Source organism: Marinomonas vaga (assembly GCF_055388305.1).
Genome location: NZ_AP043903.1, coordinates 381011 through 401157 on the forward strand (window position 1 = coordinate 381011; position 20147 = coordinate 401157).

The 20147-nt window shown below is 47.6% G+C and carries 14 protein-coding genes; 5 read left to right on the plus strand and 9 right to left on the minus strand.

Annotation, left to right across the window (positions count from 1 at the left end; translation table 11 throughout):
- Positions 1-36 precede the first annotated feature (36 nt).
- The 5 genes from ACZ5DR_RS01770 to ACZ5DR_RS01790 form a co-directional block, all read right to left on the minus strand.
- Entirely contained in the window at positions 37-1134 is a 1098-nt protein-coding gene (locus ACZ5DR_RS01770; RefSeq protein ID WP_377364473.1) for a polyamine ABC transporter substrate-binding protein, read from the minus strand.
- A gap of 91 nt (positions 1135-1225) precedes the next feature.
- Positions 1226-1747 (minus strand): outer membrane beta-barrel protein, encoded by a 522-nt coding sequence (locus ACZ5DR_RS01775; protein WP_377364471.1) that lies wholly within the window; start codon positions 1745-1747, stop codon positions 1226-1228.
- 78 nt (positions 1748-1825) lie between these two features.
- A complete protein-coding gene (gene erpA, locus ACZ5DR_RS01780; protein ID WP_452600438.1) occupies positions 1826-2167 on the minus strand; it encodes an iron-sulfur cluster insertion protein ErpA in 342 nt (113 codons plus the stop codon).
- A 79-nt stretch (positions 2168-2246) separates the two neighbouring features.
- Positions 2247-3836, minus strand: coding sequence for a peptide chain release factor 3 (prfC, locus tag ACZ5DR_RS01785; RefSeq protein ID WP_377364469.1), 1590 nt, complete (start codon positions 3834-3836; stop codon positions 2247-2249).
- 104 nt (positions 3837-3940) lie between these two features.
- Positions 3941-4723 (minus strand): hypothetical protein, encoded by a 783-nt coding sequence (locus ACZ5DR_RS01790; RefSeq protein WP_377364467.1) that lies wholly within the window; start codon positions 4721-4723, stop codon positions 3941-3943.
- A gap of 215 nt (positions 4724-4938) precedes the next feature.
- Here ACZ5DR_RS01790 and ACZ5DR_RS01795 point away from each other — a divergent pair, with 215 nt between their 5' ends.
- Positions 4939-6849 (plus strand): DUF7800 domain-containing protein, encoded by a 1911-nt coding sequence (locus ACZ5DR_RS01795; protein WP_464543847.1) that lies wholly within the window; start codon positions 4939-4941, stop codon positions 6847-6849.
- A 72-nt stretch (positions 6850-6921) separates the two neighbouring features.
- Here ACZ5DR_RS01795 and ACZ5DR_RS01800 read toward each other — a convergent pair whose 3' ends face one another.
- The gene (locus tag ACZ5DR_RS01800; RefSeq protein ID WP_464543848.1) at positions 6922-10029 is read right to left on the minus strand and encodes an efflux RND transporter permease subunit; all 3108 of its coding nucleotides are present in this window, start codon (positions 10027-10029) and stop codon (positions 6922-6924) included.
- Positions 10030-10044: 15 nt separating this feature from the next.
- Positions 10045-11238: an efflux RND transporter periplasmic adaptor subunit gene (locus ACZ5DR_RS01805; RefSeq protein ID WP_377364463.1), complete on the minus strand. Its 1194-nt coding sequence runs from the start codon at positions 11236-11238 to the stop codon at positions 10045-10047.
- A gap of 101 nt (positions 11239-11339) precedes the next feature.
- Here ACZ5DR_RS01805 and ACZ5DR_RS01810 point away from each other — a divergent pair, with 101 nt between their 5' ends.
- Entirely contained in the window at positions 11340-11909 is a 570-nt protein-coding gene (locus tag ACZ5DR_RS01810; protein WP_377364461.1) for a TetR/AcrR family transcriptional regulator, read from the plus strand.
- A gap of 7 nt (positions 11910-11916) precedes the next feature.
- Here ACZ5DR_RS01810 and ACZ5DR_RS01815 read toward each other — a convergent pair whose 3' ends face one another.
- The gene (locus ACZ5DR_RS01815; RefSeq protein ID WP_377364460.1) at positions 11917-12798 is read right to left on the minus strand and encodes a DMT family transporter; all 882 of its coding nucleotides are present in this window, start codon (positions 12796-12798) and stop codon (positions 11917-11919) included.
- 52 nt (positions 12799-12850) lie between these two features.
- Positions 12851-14053: an FAD-dependent monooxygenase gene (locus ACZ5DR_RS01820; protein WP_377364458.1), complete on the minus strand. Its 1203-nt coding sequence runs from the start codon at positions 14051-14053 to the stop codon at positions 12851-12853.
- A 310-nt stretch (positions 14054-14363) separates the two neighbouring features.
- Here ACZ5DR_RS01820 and ACZ5DR_RS01825 point away from each other — a divergent pair, with 310 nt between their 5' ends.
- From ACZ5DR_RS01825 to ACZ5DR_RS01835, 3 genes are read left to right on the plus strand one after another with little or no spacing between them, the layout of a single operon-like run.
- Positions 14364-15818 carry a circularly permuted type 2 ATP-grasp protein gene (locus ACZ5DR_RS01825; protein WP_377364456.1) on the plus strand — a complete coding sequence of 485 codons (1455 nt, stop codon included), beginning with the start codon at positions 14364-14366 and terminating at the stop codon, positions 15816-15818.
- A 3-nt stretch (positions 15819-15821) separates the two neighbouring features.
- Positions 15822-16766 carry an alpha-E domain-containing protein gene (locus ACZ5DR_RS01830; protein ID WP_377364454.1) on the plus strand — a complete coding sequence of 315 codons (945 nt, stop codon included), beginning with the start codon at positions 15822-15824 and terminating at the stop codon, positions 16764-16766.
- Positions 16763-20125, plus strand: a complete 3363-nt coding sequence (locus ACZ5DR_RS01835) for a transglutaminase family protein (protein WP_377364452.1) — start codon at positions 16763-16765, stop codon at positions 20123-20125. The genes ACZ5DR_RS01830 and ACZ5DR_RS01835 overlap by 4 nt, the downstream gene beginning before the upstream one ends.
- Positions 20126-20147: the final 22 nt, after the last annotated feature.

The following is a 20147-nucleotide window of genomic DNA, read 5'->3' on the forward strand; positions in this document are numbered from 1 at the left end:
TAGGACGCAAACGCTCGTCCTAGGCTAGGGCCGGAATTACTGGCCAGTTTTGATACGGTTCCAGCTGCGGGTCACTGTACGAGCAGTACGTTGATCCAGCACAACAGGCAACCAAAGTTTGGCTTTCACATCAGCAGGAGGAAAGATACTTTCGTCCGTTGCAATTTCCTCATCCACCATGGACATGGACGCAGGGTTCGCATTGGCATACCAGACATAGTTAGTAATGTTCGCTGTGATCTCAGGACGCATTAGGTAGTTAATCAGCTCATGAGCACCTTCGGGATTACGAGCATCACGGGGAATGGCAAGCATATCAAACCACATCAGGGCTCCCTCTTTCGGGATGGTGTAACTCACGTTGACACCATTGTCAGCTTCCTCCGCACGAGCCGCTGCTTGGGCAACGTCCCCAGACCAACCAATCGCCACACATATGTCACCGTTCGCTAGGTCATTAATGTAACGGGAGCTGTGGAAATAACGATAGTAAGGACGCACGGACATAAGTAGATCCGTGGCTTTAGCAAGATCCGCTTTCGCCGTGCTATTTGGATCAAGTCCGAGGTAGTTCATCGCTGAACTCATCACTTCAGTCGGAGCGTCCAAAGACACCACACCACAGGACTGAAGCTTTTCTAGGTACTCTTTTTCAAACACTAAAGACCAGCTATTAATCGGCGCATCGTCACCCAGCACCTCTTTCACTTTATCCACGTTAACGCCAATGCCCGTGGTGCCCCACATATAGGGAACGCCATATTTGTTATCTGGGTCTACGTTTTCAAGCAAAGACATAATTTGCGGATCTAAGTTTGACCAGTTTGGCAGCTTAGAGCGATCCAGCTCCATAAAAGCCCCCGCTTGGATTTGCTTACCTAAAAAGTCATTCGTCGGCACCACCAAATCAAAACCGGATTGACCTGACAGCAGCTTCGCCTCTAGCACTTCGTTGCTATCGAACACATCGTAAACGACCTTATTGCCCGTTTGTGCTTCAAAACTGGGCAAAGTCTCTTCATCGATATAGTCCGACCAATTATAAAAATGCACCACATCTTCCGCCTGAACACTAAGCGGAACAACAACACTTGCAGCTACGGCCAGCATAGAAACGCGAGACGTAAATTTCATTGGTCACCTCCAGTTTTGAATGCTTAAAAATGGGCGACGATTCTAACCGTCAACCCATTTGAGTTAAATGCCACAGGGCACTTTTTTAGCACTAGCGAAATGTGTACGCCACACCGATCGTGGTCATACTCTCCATTTCTGCGTCCTCAACACTTGCCGAAGACGCCACATAAGAAAAATTCAAATCCAAGTTATCGACTAGCTCATGCATGACCCCTAAACCACCACGAACACTAGGAATCTGCTTACCTATTTCATTGGACACATCCACCATGCCTACGCCAAAAACGAAATAGGGGCGAATAGAGCCCTCAGAAAGCTTCCAATGACTATCAAGATACATCATTGAAGCATCAATCGGATCGCCATTTTGCTCCGTCAACCCTCGAACACCATGCATATAGCCTGCCGAAATATCTAACAAAGGTGACACTACATACATAACTTGCAAATCTAACGCGTAAGCATCTAATTTACTGTCGTCGTAACCATGTTTTTCGCCATCCAAATACATGGAGCCAATTCCAGCGGCGATACGCCAATCCCCTTCTTCGCCATAGGCATTAGACATCAATAGTGCGGCCATTAATCCGGCCCATGCTAGCGTTTTCATTTACCTTCCTTTTGCCATAAAAAAACCCTCGTCATAAACGAGGGTTTCTACTGTAACCTGTTTCAATCAAAATTGCGTCTAGATGCTAAAACTCGCACCACAACCGCAAGTGGATGCTGCATTCGGATTGGCGACAGTAAACCGGGCACCTTCTAGGTTTTCTAAGTAATCCACTTCGGATCCCACTAAATACTGAAAACTTAGGGGATCAACCACTAGTTTCACGCCATCACGTACCACTTCAGTATCGTCTTCTTGATACTCTTCATCAAAGGCGAAACCATACTGAAAACCGGAGCAACCGCCTCCTGTCACGTAGACACGCAACATTAAGCGCTCGTTTTCTTCCTCCACAATCAATGACTTAAGCTTATCAGCCGCAGCAGAGGTCATAGAAATAGGATCCGCAGACTCAACCATAATGAGAAAAACACCTTTATTACGCTAAAAATAATTGCGGTCATTATCCACTTAACCAAGTAATTCAGTCAAGTATTGATCAGTGCTCACGGGTAGCACGGAACTCAACTTCTGGGTAACGCTCTTTGGCTAGATTTAAGTTCACCATGGTTGGCGCAATGTAAGTGAGGTTATCCCCACCATCAAGCGCCAAGTTTGCTTCGTTTTTACGTTTAAACTCTTCAAACTTTTTGCCTTCTTCCGCTTCGACCCAGCGGGCAGTGGCCACGTTGATACTCTCGTAAATGGCTTCCACGTTGTATTCTGCTTTTAAGCGCGCCACCACCACATCAAACTGAAGCACACCGACTGCACCTACAATTAGGTCGTTGTTCTGGAATGGGCGAAACACCTGTACAGCGCCTTCTTCAGACAATTGCACTAGGCCTTTTAAAAGCTGCTTTTGCTTCAACGGATCTTTTAGACGGATACGGCGGAACAACTCTGGGGCAAAGTTTGGAATCCCAGCAAATTTTAAGTTCTCACCTTGAGTAAAGGTGTCACCGATTTGAATCGTACCGTGGTTATGCAAGCCAATAATGTCCCCTGCGAAGGCTTCTTCAGCACGAGAACGGTCCCCCGCCATGAAGGTCACCGCATCCGAAATACTGATCTGCTTACCAATGCGCACGTGATTCATTTTCATGCCCTGAGTATAGGTACCAGACACTACTCGCATGAAGGCAATACGGTCACGGTGTTTCGGATCCATGTTGGCTTGTATCTTAAATACGAAACCTGAGAATTTTTCTTCGGTTGCCACCACTTCACGATCATTGGTTTGACGAGGTAACGGCGCAGGCGCCCATTGAGTCAAGCCGTCTAGCATGTGGTCCACACCAAAGTTACCCAATGCTGTACCGAAGTAAACTGGGGTTAACTCGCCCGCAAGGAACAACTCTTCATCAAACTCGTTAGAGGCCCCGATCACCAACTCAAGCTCTTCTCGTAGCTGTGCGGCCAAATCTTCACCGACCGCTTTGTCTAACTCAGGGTTATCTAAACCTTTAATTTTACGAACTTCTTGAATCGTATGACCTTGTCCAGTGGCGTATAGAATCGTCTCATCATCGTGGATGTGATACACCCCTTTAAACGCTTTACCACAACCAATTGGCCAAGTGATTGGAGCACAAAGCATGTTCAACTCACTCTCCACCTCGTCTAACACCTCCATTGGATCACGAATATCACGGTCCAATTTGTTCATGAAGGTCACGATTGGCGTGTCACGTAGGCGAGTGACTTCCATTAGCTTACGGGTACGATCCTCGACACCTTTTGCTGCGTCAATCACCATCAAACAAGAGTCCACCGCCGTTAATGTACGGTAGGTATCTTCCGAGAAGTCTTCGTGCCCAGGTGTATCCAGCAGGTTTACCAAGCAGTCATTGTATGGAAACTGCATCACAGATGTGGTGATGGAGATACCACGCTCTTTTTCCATGTCCATCCAGTCTGACTTTGCGTGTTGCTTAGAACCGCGACCTTTAACGGTACCCGCTTGCTGAATCGCACGCCCAAACAGCAGTACTTTTTCAGTGATGGTGGTCTTACCAGCATCAGGGTGGGATATGATCGCAAACGTTCGGCGGCTGTTTACCTGCTGAACAAATTCAGAATGGGACATGGACAATGATCTTCTTCGTTAAATTGACTAGACACTACGCTCGAATCGGCGCAAATCAGGATTTTCAAAACTGGCGCGTATTTTCACCGATCCTGAGAGGATACTCAACGTTGATCTTGGGAATAAGAGAGAAGTACGTGAGAAATTGGGGTGGATTGTACGTCGATGATGCTGTGTTCAATAACAGATTCAGAAAGATGGCTATGACTGTCGAGTCGACGCTCGACAACGAAACGCTCACAAGGCTCAAGAGATTCATACAAAATCGCTAAATCAATAGCCTGATCTTCTTGCTTAACCGAAGTGCCTAGATGTTGATAAAAGCCATAATCTGCCTGAGAAACCAACTCATCATCACACTTACCAAGCTCTACTGCTTCCTGCTGCTCTGGCTCCTGTAGCACAGCCACCAGTTTTTCATCATAGCGCTTCATAACTTGGCTAGCGTCTTTTGACTCTTGGGCATAGCGAAACAACATGAGTCGATTCTCAATGTCTTCCCCTGAGCCGTTATATTGTCCACGCCAACCCAACATGCGATCAACTTGACGGCCGTAATACTCCGCCATACCTGCATCCCATTTTTTGGCTGCGTGCTTTAACATGGCTTTGCGCATGCCACGGTAAACTGTCACCTCATCCGCCACGTTCATATCTTCAAGACCCAACAACTCAGACACATCTTGATACTGAATACGAGACACGATTTGACGATCAACGGCCATCAGAAAATGAGTTTTGGAGGGAAAGGTAAAAGGTTTTGGGGTGGTATCTTTGATCGGAGAAGAAATAGAAGAAGAGGCTGTACTGTTGGCTTGTGCAAACATGGACGTTGCACCAAGAGCTAACATGGTGGCTAACGAACAACATACAGACTTTCTAATCATACAAACACCGACTACTGATACATTCATCTCTAATTGAACTCAGAGATACCTAAAATAACTTAAGTTCATAACGCTATCGAATCCTAGCGCCTGTTGCAATCTTTCAAGCTGCGCAGTTTTTGCAAAAAAGGTGGATAAGTTTTAATAACAAATTACTTTTATATGACCTCATCTACGCTAGCATGGTGACTCGCACTCAGAATTGGAAAGTAAGTATGCCAAAGGATCTAACCGAACTGACATTAGACCCCATCTTAGCTGGGCCCATTGTTCGAAAAGTGGAGAGCAACTCCTGTCATTTCTGGCTGGCAACTAGCGCACCGTACAGAGTTTCCATATCAATAAACGATAGTAAAGACACACTAACATCAGAACAACATACACACACTATTAAGATAGGGGAAAGACTCTTCCTTAACTTTATAACACTGACAACTGAGTGCGATCTTAAAGCAGATACGACCTACGGTTATCACGTGTCATTATCTGACAAAAACGGACATGATGTCCCTACCGAGTTGGATAACCTACTTTACAGCAATCATGACACCCTTTCTTTTAAGCGCCCTGTTCAGATCTCGTCGCTACTCCATGGCTCATGTCGTAAAGCCCACTATGGTTACAAAAACATGGAGAATCGCCCTCAGGTAGGCGATGGTTTAGCCCAAGCTGATGAGCTTTTGAAGCAAACAGCCCCAAACGATTGGCCGGACTTACTTATTTTGTCTGGTGATCAAATCTATGCGGATGACGTGGCTGGCCCAATGCTTCACGCTATTCGTCAGGCGATTGAACTATTGGGCATTGATGAAGAGAGCCTACCTGATCGTAAGGATACTCTCGGAGAGAATGCTTACCTCTATCATAGGGAAGCACTACTTCCCCAAAGTGAGTTGGCAGACGATGTGCGTTCCCAATTTTTCAAAGGCAAGCGCAAACCTGTCTTTACCACAGATACAGCGCACAACCACCTGATTAGCCTCGCTGAAGTCGTCTGCATGTATTTGCTAGTGTGGTCGCCATCCCTTTGGAAACATATCTCCCTAGAGATGCCAGACACCATTGAAAACGAAGAACACAAAACCCGCTATCAGCTGGAAAAACGCTCGATTGAGGAATTCAACAGCCAACTTCACAAAGTACAGCGGGTCCTTGCACACCTGCCTACGGCAATGATGTTTGACGACCATGACGTGACTGATGACTGGAACCTAACCGCCGCATGGGAAGTGGCAGCCTATGAGCATCCCCTTTCTAAGCGCATTATTGGTAATGCCCTGCTGGGTTACTTTCTCTGCCAAGGCTGGGGCAATAATCCAGACGCCTTTGACGAGAGTGTCTTCCAAGCCGCCCAAGAGGCTATTGCTCAACAAGGAAAGAACCAAGACGACTATATTGACGAGCTACTGCAATTTGAACAATGGCATTACGAGTGGCCAACCACTCCCAAATTAGTGGTACTCGATACCCGTACACGTCGCTGGCGCTCAGAACAAGACATCAATCGTCCTTCTGGGCTTATGGACTGGGAAGCCCTCACCGATTTACAGCAAGACATTAAGAACCTTGACTCCGTTATCATGGTGTCCCCTGCCCCAGTCTTTGGGGTAAAACTCATTGAGTCGATTCAACGAATCTTTGCCTGGATAGGCAAACCGCTCATGGTGGATGCGGAGAACTGGATGGCTCACCCAGGCTCCGCCTATGCCCTGATGAATTTATTTACCCATGCTAAGACTCCAAACAATTTCGTCATCTTATCTGGGGATGTGCACTATTCTTTTGCCTATGACATCAAACTGAGAGGGCAAAAAAGCAGTCCAAACATTTGGCAAATCACCAGCAGTGGTCAGCGCAATGAATTCCCACACAGCTTATTGGAATGGTTTGACCGATTAAATCGCTGGCTTTATGCCCCTTGGTCTCCCCTTAACGTCTTTACCAAGCGTCGCGCCTTACGGATCACTCCACGCAAACCGGACAACGCGGACAAAGGGGAACGCCTACTAAATCACTCAGGCATGGGACTTGTGAAACTAAATCAAGAAGGCCAACCCACAGAAATCAGTCAGTTGTGCAACCATGCAAACAAGGTCACTTTCCAAAAGTCCAGCCGCCAACACTGACGCGATCTAAATGCCAACAAGCACAAAAAAAGGAGCCACTTATGGGCTCCTTTTTTAATGCTTAGGAATCGATCAATCTTCGATTGGGCGTTTCGGGAACATGCGTCGAACCACCACAAAGAACAAAGGCACAAAGAAGATCGCTAGCACTGTGGCAGATAGCGTTCCCCCTACGATACCCGTACCGATTGATATACGGCTGTTGGCACCGGCACCGGAAGACAATGCCAAAGGTAGCGTACCTACGATGAAAGCCAAAGAAGTCATGATAATCGGACGAAGACGCAACATGGCACCTTCTCGGGCCGCATTCCAGACGTTTTCACCTCGACGATAAGCTGCCTCCGCAAACTCCACAATCAAGATAGCGTTCTTCGACGACAAACCTATGGTGGTCAACAAGGCTACCTGGAAGAACACGTCGTTCTGCAAGCCGCGCAAATGCACCGCAGCCACCGCACCGATAACACCCAACGGAATCACCATGATCACGGAGAAAGGTACTGTCCAGCTCTCGTACAAGGCTGCCAGACACAAGAACACAACTAAGATAGACACCGCATACAAGAAGTATGTCTGGCCACTAGATTGTTGCTCTTGGTATGACAAGCCGCTCCAGGAGTAGGTCGCTCCTTGAGGCATATTGTCTGCGATACGGGCCATTTCGGTCATCGCATCACCGGAGCTTAAGCCTCCCGCAGCAGAGCCTTGGATTTCGTAAGAAGGCAGACCATTGAATCGAGTCAAACTCTTAGGCCCGTAGGTCCACTCGCTCTCAGCGAAAGCAGAGAATGGCGTCATAGTGTCTCCATCACCGCGAACATACCAATGCTGCAGGTCTGAAGGCGCGCCACGGTATTCCGCATCACCTTGAATGTAGACCTTTTTCACTCGACCACGGTCGATGAAGTCATTCACATAGCTACCGGCCCATGCAGATGACAAAGTACTACTGATGTCAGACATAGACAGACCTAAAGCAGACGCTTTCTCTTGGTCTATATCAATATGCAATTGAGCCGTTTCGCCCTGTCCACCCATACGGACACCAGATAAAATAGCGCTCGCGTTGGCATCTGCCAGCAATTGATCACGCATTTCCACCAAGGTATCTCGGGAAGTATTACCTGCTGCCTGAAGCTGGAATGTAAAGCCGTTGCTTTGCCCCAAGCCCATGATAGACGGTGGCAACAACGAGAAGATCTGTGCATCGCGCAACTGAGCAAAAGCACCATACGAACGACCAACAATCGCCGAAGCACTGCTGCCCGGTGTCGTACGCTCATCCCAATCTTTTAACAGTACAAATGCCATACCCGCATTTTGTCCAGTGCCCATGAAGCTGAATCCAGAAATCGTGAAGATCGACTTCACATAGTCCTTCTCACCTTCAAGGAAATGGGTTTGCACCTGCTCCATCACTTCCTCGGTACGAGCCATTGATGCCCCTTCAGGCAAAGACACCATAACCATGATGGAACCCTGATCTTCCGTTGGTAGGAAGCCAGTCGGCACATTCACCATTAGGTAGCTCATACCAGCAATAATGACCAAATAACCCGCCAACCAACGCAATGGTTTACGAATCATGCGAGCAACGCCGCCAGTGTAACGAGTATTCAAACGATCAAAGTTACGGTTAAACCAACCACCAAGACCACGCTTCTCTTTGTGGTGACTTGGTTTTAGCAAGGTGGCACACAATGCAGGAGAAAGCGTCAAGGCGACCACGACAGATAAAATCATCGAAGACACAATGGTGATCGAGAACTGACGATAGATAACACCTGTGGAGCCACTAAAGAATGCCATAGGTACAAATACCGCTGACAAGACCACCGCGATACCAATCAAGGCACTGGTGATTTCTTTCATGGATTTAATGGTAGCTTCTCGGGCGGAGAGTTTCTCTTCCTCCATGACCCGCTCCACGTTCTCCACCACCACAATCGCATCGTCCACCAGCAGACCGATAGACAACACCAAACCAAACATGGTCAGGGTATTAATGGAGTAGCCAAACAACTGCAGCACACCAAAAGTACCCAATAACACCACAGGTACAGCGATGGCAGGGATCAAGGTAGCGCGCCAGCTTTGCAAGAAGATAAACATTACGATGACAACTAAGACAATCGCCTCAAACATCGTTTTAACAACTTCTTTAATAGAGATCTTAATGAAGTCTGTTGAATCTCGTGGCAAAGCCACTTCATAGCCTTCAGGCAGGTTACGTGTTAGCTCATCAATCTCAGCACGAACCGCTTCAGAAGTAGACAAAGCATTGGCACCCGGTGCCAACATAACCGCCATACCAGAGGATGGATGGCCATCTAGACGAGGGGAGAAGTTGTAGTTTTCACTACCCAGTTCAACCTTCGCTACGTTTTTCAAACGTACGGTGGCACCATTATCATCGTATTTAAGAATGATGTTTTCGAATTCTTCCGGGGTTTGAAGCTTAGACTGAGCAGTTACCGTTACGTTAAGCTCTTGCCCCTCTTCGATGGGGTAGCTTCCTAAGCTACCTGCGGCAACCTGAGTGTTTTGTGCGGTAATCGCGCTGGACACATCGGATGGCATCAGGTTGTATGTCGCAAGCTTAAGTGGGTCTAACCAAATACGCATGGCGTATGAGGAACCAAACACCTGCACACTACCCACCCCTTCGATTCGCGAGATAGGGTCCTGCATGTTGGACACTAGGTAATCAGACAAATCGTTGGCTGTATCTGTGTCTGTCTCATCATACAAAGCCAGAATCAACAAAAAGTCAGATTGAGACTTGGTAACAGTGACACCGTTTTGCTGAACAGAATTAGGCAAACTTGAGGTGATTTGTTGCACCTTATTTTGTACTTGCACTTGAGCAGTATCCGCATCAGTACCTTGCTGGAAGGTCACATCGATACTGGTTCGGCCACTGGCACTACTGCTCGAAGAGAAATACAGCAAACCATCGAGCCCTGTTAACTGCTGCTCGATGATTTGCGTCACACTGTTTTCTACCGTCTCAGCCGAAGCACCAGTATAGGTGGCAGAAATCCGGATAGACGGGGGGGCTACGTTTGGATATTGAGAGATCGGCAACTGAGTGATGGACAGAATACCAGCCAACATGATGACGATCGAGATGACCCACGCAAAGACGGGGCGACGTACGAAAAATTGAGCGATCATAGATGACTCCCTTCTTTACTGGCCAGTCGTCGCAGCATTTGCCGCAACCATTCGACCTGTTTGAGCATCACGCTTCAATTCCACTGTAGTGACTTCAACGCCAGCACGTACTTTAGCAGTGCCTTCTACAACGACTTTGTCACCCGCGGCAATACCATCCGTCACATACCATTGATTACCGACAGCACGTTCAGTGGTCAAAATACGTTGTTCAATCTTGTTTTCTGGTGTCACAACATAGGCAATCGCATTGCCTTTCACATCACGGGAAACACCTTGCTGAGGAACCAATAAGGCTTGACGATCACGCAAATCACTCAACTGTGCACGTACGAACATTCCTGGCAACAACAAGCCATCAGGGTTAGGAAACTCTGCACGAACAGTCACCGAACCAGTCAATTCGTCTACGCTCACTTCGCGGGTTTTCACAACACCTTCAAGCGCATAAGCCGTACCATCTTCTAGCGTCAGAGAGACGGTTTGATCACCTTGTTCAATACCATCCTTTGCTAGCAGTGTACGAGTATGAAGCTGGTCGACACTGGTTTGTGCTAAATCTACGTAAATAGGATCTGTCGCACGAATGGTCGTCATCACGGTAGATTGAGCAGCGGTCACGAGCGCCCCAACACTGACACGAGAAATACCTGTTTTACCATCAATTGGCGCAGTGATTTTAGTATGCTCTAAATCGATTTTCGCACTATTAAGAGACGCCTGTGCTTTTTTCTGGGCCGCTACAGCAGACAGATAGGCAACATAAGCGTCATCAAGGTTTTGCTGAGACACATTATTTTGCTCCTTCAGAGTCAAGTAACGGTCGTAGGTTTGTTTAGTTGATTTAAGTGTCGCTTCCGCACTTTCCAAATCCGCTTGGGCTTGTTCAACACTGCTTTCATAAGTGGAGTCTTCAATTTGATAAAGTAGGTCACCAGCTTTTACGGCCTGACCTTCTTCAAACAAACGTTTTTCTACAATACCACCCACTTGAGGGCGAATTTCCGCTTCGAGGCTCGACGCTGTGCGTCCTGGTAACTCAGTTGTAAGCTTCACATCTTGTGGCTGAATCGTCACCACGCCTACTTGAACTTTCGGCGCTTGCTGACCAGCCGCACTATTCGATGCACTGCTTTCGCTTTCTTGACACCCCGCCAAGACCGCAGAGGCCAGAACCAACCCCGTCAAAAGTGTATTTCGTGACAGCATAAACTGTGGAGACTCCAATAATTATCATTTGAGAATGAACGTTCATTCACACTATAATCTAGCTAAGATTTCGTTCCCATCTTTAAAACGTGCAAATAAATATGAAAAAGCCCAGTATTAATGACCAACAACGCCGCTCGCATATTTTAGATGCATTTATCGTGCACGTTATTGATAAGGGATTCCACCGCGCCAGCATGGCAGAGATCGCCAAGACAGCGGGACTAAGTGTGGGACAAATTTATCGGTATTTTAGTAACAAAGAAGAGATGATTTGCGTACTGGTTGAGCAGCAAACGGAATCTTACCTGACCACCATGGAAGATTTTTTAGAAAAAAAAGACTGGCTCGCCCGACATTTTGAGCATGCAGAGACGGAAGAATTTAAGCGAAACCGACTGCTTCACTTAGAGATCCTTGCAGAAGCTAGCCGCTCTCCAAGCATAGCGGCTATTCAAGAGCAGGCTGAAGCCCGTTTAAACAAGCATGCCTTGAAACTGATCGAGCAACGCTATGATTTGAATAATCAGGCGGACATTGCCGCCCGACTTGAGTTTTTAATTGCTTTGACTAAAGGCTTACTAGTGCGCAGTGACTCTTTAGAACGCCCTTTTTCAATTCAAGCTCACGCTTTATACCAGCGCATTTTTGACGAACTTTTTCCTGATTAAAAACCAACTAATTGGGCGTAAACACCGCACGAATTTGCGTCCATTTACTAATCAGCATGGCCGCAAATATCAACACACATCCAATAATTTGAATGGTTAGCATCTGCTCTCCAAACCAAACCATAGCAAACAGAGCAGTCCATACGGGTTCTAAATTCATAATCACCGCCGCATGGCTTGCAGGGGTTAGACTCTGACCATAAGTCTGCAGTAAAAAGCGCAGACTGGTAGCGATCAAAGTACTGGCTAAGAACCACCCTAAGACAGGCAAAGACACCACATCGGGCCAAGTCTCAGTCAACAATGATAATACCAGTAAAAATATACCGGCGGTGCCAAGCTGGATGGCAGTCAAAACAAACACATGCAATCGCGTTGACATACGGGACAACATATTGAATTGCAAAGCAAAAGCCAGCGCCGAAATAAAGAAATACACCAGTGCCCATTCAAACGCTACTTGACCATTTAACGCTAGACAAGCCAGCCCCACCACGGCCACAGGTAAAGCAAACCAAATACTTTTAGGCGGTCTGTCACCAAAAATAAAACGGGCAAAAATGGGCACCAAAATAACCCCTAGACTGGTGATAAAAGCACCAACACCAAGGCTACTGCCCTGATCCAATCCCAACACCCAGAAGGTCATCGCCAGCCCCATAAAGAAGCCCACAATGATCGCCCCTTTCACATCCTGCCAACGAAGGTCACTAAAATACTTGCGTCCGGCGAGTAACAAGACAAAGCCTGCCACCAAAAATCGAATCGCCATAAAGAAAAATGGCGGTAATCCAGCTAAGGCTTCTTTAGAAAAAATCCAACCAAATCCCGCAATGATCGTAACCAAAACCAAGATCAACTCGGCCTTAAAGTGAGTGTGTTGACTCAAAACTCATGTCCTAGATAAAAGAGAAAGCACCCTAATCGAGTGCTTGGGAGAATTACAAGGTTAAACTGGTTACGTCGTAACCATAAACGCTGTCTAATTTGCTGTGCACAATACTCGGAGCATAGCGGGATGCAAGACTTAAGGCTTTTAATTTCAACTGCCCCGTCAAACCGCCATGCATATGGTAAAGCCCAGCATTTTCCCGTGACAATTGCTGAATAGCAGTAACTCTGGGCTTACGAATCGCCTCGTAGTCGTTAAAAGCTTGAGAGAAAGATCCCTTGCCGAGCAAATTTGCCAGTACATAAGCATCCTCAATGGCCATTGCAGCCCCCTGAGCCATAAATGGCAACATAGGATGGCAAGCATCCCCCAACAGAGTCACGGCTCCGTCAGACCACTTTGATAACGTGGGACGACTATTAAGAGCCCACACAAAAGACGATTCACAGGCAGCAAGTATCTCAGTCACTTCAGGGTGCCAACCTGAGAATTTTTGCCGTAAGTCCTTTACATCCCCTTCTTGGCGCCATGATTCTTGCAACCATTCCGCTCGTTCTTCGACCGCCACAAAGTTTATCAACTCACCGCCTTTCAGGTAGTAAGTTACCACATGTTGGTTAGGTCCAGCCCATACGGTGGCATCGGGCTGAACTTGGACATTCTTAATGGCATTAACTGGAACGGTACCGCGCCAGGCAACCTGCCCAGTAAACAAGGGCGCTTCAATTCCCAACATGAGTTCACGAATTTTAGAATGAATGCCATCTGCACCAATCAGTAAATCCGCCCACTCTGTTTTGCCCTCTAGTAGTATGGAAGCACCATTGCGCTCATTCCGATACCCCAGCACCTTATGATCGAGCTCTATGTCCACATCATTGGCATAGCAGGCCTGAACGAGTTCAGCATGAAGATCTCCTCGATGGACATGCCAATACGGGGCGCCATAGCGATTTATGACCTCCTGACCTAACGGTGAACGTAAGTAATATGAGCCGGATTTGTAGTCTCGAATACAGGCATATTCTGGGGCAAAGCTGTGGCTCTCTAAAGCAGTGTCTAGTCCTAAACTTCTAAGCACTTTCATAGCATTTGGGCTCAACTGAAGGCCTGCTCCCACTTCACTTAATGCCTTCGATTGCTCAAAAACTCGAACTTGAAATCCCTGTTTGGCTAAGCCTAAAGCTAGTGTTAGCCCACCAATGCCGGCACCTACCACAACAATGTGGCACGGCTGATGCACATTACTCACTGTCTAATCCTTTTCAAATGGCCATTTTTGAAAACATTGTATCAAAACCCAATTATAGATAATTGATATAGGTTAGCCGAATATTAAAGCCATAGTTCTTACATATTGTGTCAACTAGGCGTATAAATGGCTAAATAACCACCTGAAGACCAGGGTTATTGATGAGTTTAGACGAAGCAAGAATTAGAAAATAAACAAGGTTAGAGGCATTTGCCTTACGCTCAGTTTTAGCGCATCTATTTTGTATGCGAGGCAACCAGATGCACTTAGTTGATGCGGCATCTTATGCCGTTTAAGGGGAAAGCAATACATGGATACACTCACAAGCAATTACCAAGCTGGCATTTTTTTTGATGAGCTGATTGATGAAAAAGGAAACGCTCGACCGCCCGCTAAACAACTCCTGAAGTACCTCAACTCTTTACCAACAGAAGAACTGGAAAAACGCCGCCTAGCCGCCGAAGCCACGGTTCAGGAAATGGGTGTCAGTTTTACGGTTTACACCGAAGAGGGCAATATTGACCGAGCCTGGCCCTTCGACATTATCCCAAGAACCATAGATGCCAAAGACTGGGAAGTCACCGCGGCAGGGCTCAAGCAACGTCTTACCGCACTTAATCGCTTTATTGATGATTTATACCACGACCAAAACTGCATCAAAGACGGCATTATTCCTGAACACATCATTAAAGATTCGAAAAACTTCCGTCCTGAATGTGTCGGCGTAAATCCTGCCTTTGGTGTTTGGGCGCATATTTGTGGCACAGATTTAGTGCGTGATGAAGACGGTAAATTCTATGTGCTAGAAGACAACCTGCGAGTGCCATCCGGTGTGTCTTATATGCTTGAAAACCGCGCTATCACTAAACGCGTTCTACCAGAGCTATTTGAAAACGATGATATCCAGCCAGTCGGCTCTTATACTTCCCAGCTGTTTGACACCCTTGCCGCACTCTCGCCACGAGACATTGAACAACCCGAAATCGTTGTATTAACCCCTGGTATTTATAACTCTGCCTACTTTGAACACGCCTTTCTTGCTCAGCAAATGGGGGTGGAGTTGGTAGAAGGTAACGACCTATTTGTGGACTCAGATGACTGCGTCTACATGAAAACCATCTACGGCCCAGAACGGGTAGATGTGATTTACCGCCGTATTGATGATCTGTTTATTGACCCAGAAGTTTTCCACAAAGACTCCGTATTAGGAGTACCAGGAATCATGCGTGCATGGAAAGCCGGTAACGTTGCCTTAGCCAATGCTCCTGGCGCTGGAGTGGCCGACGATAAGGTAGTCTACGCCTATGTACCAGATCTGATTCGCTACTACTTGGACGAAGAACCGATTCTGCCAAACGTCAAAACCTACCTTTGCGATGATGAGAAAGACCGCGAATACGTACTCGCCAATCTGGACAAACTGGTTGTAAAACCTGCCAACGAATCCGGCGGCTATGGCATGTTGGTAGGACCTCATTCCACCAAGAAAGATCAACAACTGTTTGCTGAATTAATTAAAGCCAACCCACGTAATTACATTGCTCAACCAACCCTTAAACTGTCGACCTCGCCAACCTTGATCGGCAAGGGCTCCTTAGAGCCTCGACACTTGGACTTGCGCCCTTTCATCTTGCAAAGCAAAAACACCCATGTGACCACAGGGGGATTAACACGAGTCGCAATGAAAAAAGGTTCCCTCGTCGTAAATTCGTCACAAGGCGGTGGTAGTAAAGATACTTGGATTGTAAACACTAAAGGAGCTTAACCGATGCTTTCAAGAGTTGCTGAACGCCTATACTGGAGCGCCCGTTACCTTGAGCGCGTCGAAAATACTGCTCGCCTAGTCAGCGTGTACGATGATTTACTATTTGATTTGCCACCAGATGTGGCGATTTCTTGGTACAACCTAATTGAAATCAACAGCGGCGTCGAAGCCTTTAACCAACGCTACAAAGTTCGTGACGAGCGAAATGTGGTGAAGTTTTTGCTGGCCGATGATACCAACTCAAGCTCCTTATTATCGTCCCTCAAAATGGTTCGCGAAAACATTCGTACCAGCCGTGACGTACTGCCTGGAGAAACCTGGGAGTTAATCAATGAACTGGACTTGTTTGCGCGCCAAAACATCAAGCAAGGCATTAATCGTTCTGACCGTCATGCGTACCTGAACATCATTATTGAAGGGTGCCAAAAAATCATCGGACTGATGGCTGGCACCATGGATCGTGGTGCAGGTTGGAGCTTCTTGATTCTTGGTCGTTACCTAGAACGAGCTGATATGAACACCCGTATTATAGACGCCGCCAACACCCTAATGATGCAATCCCAAGCAGAAGAAAACATCGAGCTAGGGCAAGTAGTTTGGTCAAAAGTCCTAAAATCCCAAAGTGCGCACCTTAGCTTTAGACGCACCATGCGCACGTCCATCAGTGGTGCTCGGGCTGTGACCTTCCTGTTAACGGATCCTCACTTCCCACGCTCACAACGCTACTGCTTGGAAGAAATCAAAAAAGCTGCCGCCTCATTGCCCCGCTCGGGTATTGTCCAAGTCAGCGCCGATAAGTTATTGGACAGCACTCACGGTGTAGAACACTCCAGCTTACTGAATCAAGAATTCAGCGATTATCTAAATCAGGTTCAGCTAGACATTATTTCACTGCATCATCAGATCACTGAGAACTGGTTTAACTTCAAGCAAGGAGATGCGGCATGACCATTCGGATAGCGATTCAACATACCACCACCTATGACTTTGATCGCTTTGTAAACGTTGCGCCGCATATCTTGCGCCTTCGACCTGCGCCACACTCTCGCACACACATTCATGGATACTCCCTAAAGGTCACGCCAGAAGATCATTTTATCAACTGGCAGCAAGACCCTTACGGCAACCATCAAGCGCGCCTAGTCTTCCCTGAGAAAACTAAGAAACTTGAATTCTCAGTCGAAGTCATCGCCGATATGACCGTCATCAACCCGTTTGATTTTTTCATTGAAAAGTACGCAGAGAAATTTCCCTTCAAATACGACAAGCAACTTAAAGAAGAGCTTGAACCCTATTTGAAGAAAACAGATGACTGTGCTGAGTTGCAAGATTGGCTGAAAAGCGTTGATCTAAAGCCCACACCGACCATTGATTTTCTGGTCGCGTTGAACACACGCTTGGCTTCCGATATTGGCTACGGCATTCGCCTAGAGCCAGGGGTGCAGACCTGTGAAGAGACTCTAACCCTGAAAAAGGGCTCATGCCGAGACACCTCTTGGCTATTGGTACAAATCCTTCGCCACCTTGGTTTGGCGGCTCGCTTTGCATCTGGTTACCTTGTACAGCTGACGGCAGACGTCAAAGCATTAGATGGGCCATCTGGACCAGAAGAAGACTTCACCGATTTACATGCTTGGTGTGAAGTTTACTTACCCGGTGCAGGTTGGGTTGGATTAGACCCGACCAGTGGCCTATTTGCCGGAGAAGGCCACATTCCTTTGGCCTGTACCGCTGAGCCGATTTCGGCCGCGCCTATTACCGGCTATACCGATGAGTGTGAATGTGAATTCAGCTACTCAAACGTCGTCACGCGTATCCACGAAGACCCACGGGTAACAAAACCCTACAGCGACGAAGAATGGCTCAACATCAAAGCGCTGGGTGAAGCCGTTGATAAAAAGCTCGAAGCAGGAGATGTGCGCCTGACCATGGGTGGGGAGCCGACCTTCGTCTCCATTGATGACATGGATTCTGACCAATGGAATACCGGTGCTTTAGGGGCTGACAAGCTGCGCTTAGCGAAAGACCTACTGCTAAAAATGAAGTCCAAATTTGGCGCCAATGGCCTGCTCCATTACGGCCAAGGCAAATGGTATCCAGGGGAAGAAGTCCCTCGCTGGGCACTGGGTTGTTTTTGGCGCACCGATGGTGAGGCCCTCTGGCAAGACCCAGATTATCTGGCACGGGTAGATAAAAACTATGGCTTTACCGAACAAGACGCCCACAAGTTTGGCGCTAAACTTTGTGATGTCCTAGGGCTGGAAAACAAATACCTGCAACCTGCTTACGAAGACACCCTATATTACTTATGGTTAGAACGCTCACTACCGGACAACGTTAACCCACGTAAAGCTTCCCTCAAAGACGACTTAGAACGTCGCCGTTTGGCCAAATTATTAAACCACGGACTAGAGCGAGTGAGCGGTTACATACTTCCGGTCCAACATAACGGCTACCAATGGCAAAGCAGCCTATGGCCTATGCGTGCCGATGTGATCACCCTCATCCCAGGGGACAGCCCTATGGGGCTACGTTTACCGTTGAACTCGTTACCGGCCATCAGCCAAGAAGAGCAACCCCACGAGCGTGATCCGTTTGCCCCCCGTGAGCCATTACCCAGCTTTAGTACCACAGCCAGTGGAAGTGGTACTTCGGTAAATACCAAGGCGCAGAAAACAGCCCCTCAAACGCAACCAGCACAAAAGACCACCACGGTCACTAAAGACGTGATTCGCACCTCTTTGTGTGTGGAAGCTCGGGATGGCCGCATGCACTTGTTCTTACCCCCTGTGAATCTGCTCGAACATTATGTGGCATTAATCAATGCTATTGAACAAGTTGCCACTGAGCTGAAAATCCCAGTGGTGATCGAGGGATACGAGCCACCCAAAGATCCACGTATGCAGAAGTTTTTGATCACCCCTGATCCAGGTGTTATCGAGGTCAACATTCATCCTGCTAAAAACTGGAAAGAGTTGGTATTCAACACTGAGACCCTCTACGAACAAGCCTATCTTTGCCGCCTAGGCACTGAGAAATTTATGCTGGATGGACGCCATACAGGCACAGGTGGCGGCAACCATGTCACACTAGGTGGCGTCACGCCTGCTGACAGTCCTTTGCTACGTCGCCCTGATTTACTGCGCAGCTTGGTCACCTTCTGGCAGCATCACCCTGGCCTTTCTTATCTCTTCTCAGGCATGTTCATTGGCCCAACCAGCCAAGCGCCACGTCCAGATGAAGGCCGTGATGAAGCTCTTTATGAGATGGAAATTGCTTTCCAGAACATGCCAGAAGGCTTTGTAGATGAGCCATGGCTAGTGGATCGCCTGATGCGTAACTTACTGGTGGATATCACGGGTAACACCCACCGCTCAGAGTTCTGTATCGACAAACTCTATGCCGCAGGCACCAGCAGTGGTCGACAAGGCTTGCTTGAATTCCGCGGCTTTGAAATGCCACCCCATGCCCGCATGTCTATCGTACAAATGCTGCTGCTACGTTGTCTCGTAGCGCGTTTTTGGAATGAGCCTTACAAAAAACCTTTGGTTCGCTGGGGCACCTCTCTGCACGACAAATTCATGTTGCCGCACTTTGTCTGGAACGACATTAAGGAAGTCGTCGATGACCTGCAGGCCCATGGCCTCCCATTCAAACTTGAATGGCTAGCAGCCTTTGAAGAGTTCCGCTTCCCCCATTACGGTCGTCAACAAATTGGCGAAGTGGAGCTGGAACTGCGCTGGGCCATTGAGCCTTGGCATGTATTAGGTGAGGAAATTAGCCAATCCGGCACAGCACGCTATGTAGACTCTTCCGTGGAGCGCCTACAGGTTCGCTTAACCGGTCTCACTGAAGGACGCTATGTACTGGCCTGTAATGGTCGTCGAGTGCCATTACGTTCAACAGGACAAAAAGGTGAAGCAGTTGGTGCCGTGCGCTATAAAGCTTGGACGCCACCTTCGGCTCTGCATCCAACCTTAAATCAAGATACGCCCTTGGTGTTTGACTTGATTGATACGTGGAACGGCCTATCGGTTGGCGGTTGTACGTACCATGTTAGCCATCCTGGTGGACGCAGTTATGACACGCTTCCGGTGAACAGTAATGAAGCTGAAGCCCGTCGCGTGAATCGCTTTTGGGATCATGGGTTTACCCAAGGCCCCTTCTCACCACCGCCTGAATTCACCGGCATGCGTGGTTTTTATGAAAATAAAGAACCCCCACGCCCTATGGCACCACCACAGGAAGAAATATGTCACGAGTATCCACATACATTAGATCTAAGAAAGAAGTATACTAGGCTCTAATGACACTAGAACTTAGCAAACC

Bases quoted from the DNA above. Each gene is read 5' to 3' on its own strand.
- ACZ5DR_RS01810 (WP_377364461.1), top strand. From the start codon at position 11,340: ATGAAAAAGCCCAGTATTAATGACCAACAACGCCGCTCGCATATTTTA.
- ACZ5DR_RS01830 (WP_377364454.1), top strand. From the start codon at position 15,822: ATGCTTTCAAGAGTTGCTGAACGCCTATACTGGAGCGCCCGTTACCTT.
- ACZ5DR_RS01790 (WP_377364467.1), bottom strand. From the start codon at position 4,723: ATGATTAGAAAGTCTGTATGTTGTTCGTTAGCCACCATGTTAGCTCTT.
- ACZ5DR_RS01770 (WP_377364473.1), bottom strand. From the start codon at position 1,134: ATGAAATTTACGTCTCGCGTTTCTATGCTGGCCGTAGCTGCAAGTGTT.
- ACZ5DR_RS01835 (WP_377364452.1), top strand. From the start codon at position 16,763: ATGACCATTCGGATAGCGATTCAACATACCACCACCTATGACTTTGAT.
- ACZ5DR_RS01775 (WP_377364471.1), bottom strand. From the start codon at position 1,747: ATGAAAACGCTAGCATGGGCCGGATTAATGGCCGCACTATTGATGTCT.
- ACZ5DR_RS01795 (WP_464543847.1), top strand. From the start codon at position 4,939: ATGCCAAAGGATCTAACCGAACTGACATTAGACCCCATCTTAGCTGGG.
- ACZ5DR_RS01805 (WP_377364463.1), bottom strand. From the start codon at position 11,238: ATGCTGTCACGAAATACACTTTTGACGGGGTTGGTTCTGGCCTCTGCG.
- ACZ5DR_RS01800 (WP_464543848.1), bottom strand. From the start codon at position 10,029: ATGATCGCTCAATTTTTCGTACGTCGCCCCGTCTTTGCGTGGGTCATC.
- ACZ5DR_RS01825 (WP_377364456.1), top strand. From the start codon at position 14,364: ATGGATACACTCACAAGCAATTACCAAGCTGGCATTTTTTTTGATGAG.
- erpA (WP_452600438.1), bottom strand. From the start codon at position 2,167: ATGGTTGAGTCTGCGGATCCTATTTCTATGACCTCTGCTGCGGCTGAT.
- prfC (WP_377364469.1), bottom strand. From the start codon at position 3,836: ATGTCCCATTCTGAATTTGTTCAGCAGGTAAACAGCCGCCGAACGTTT.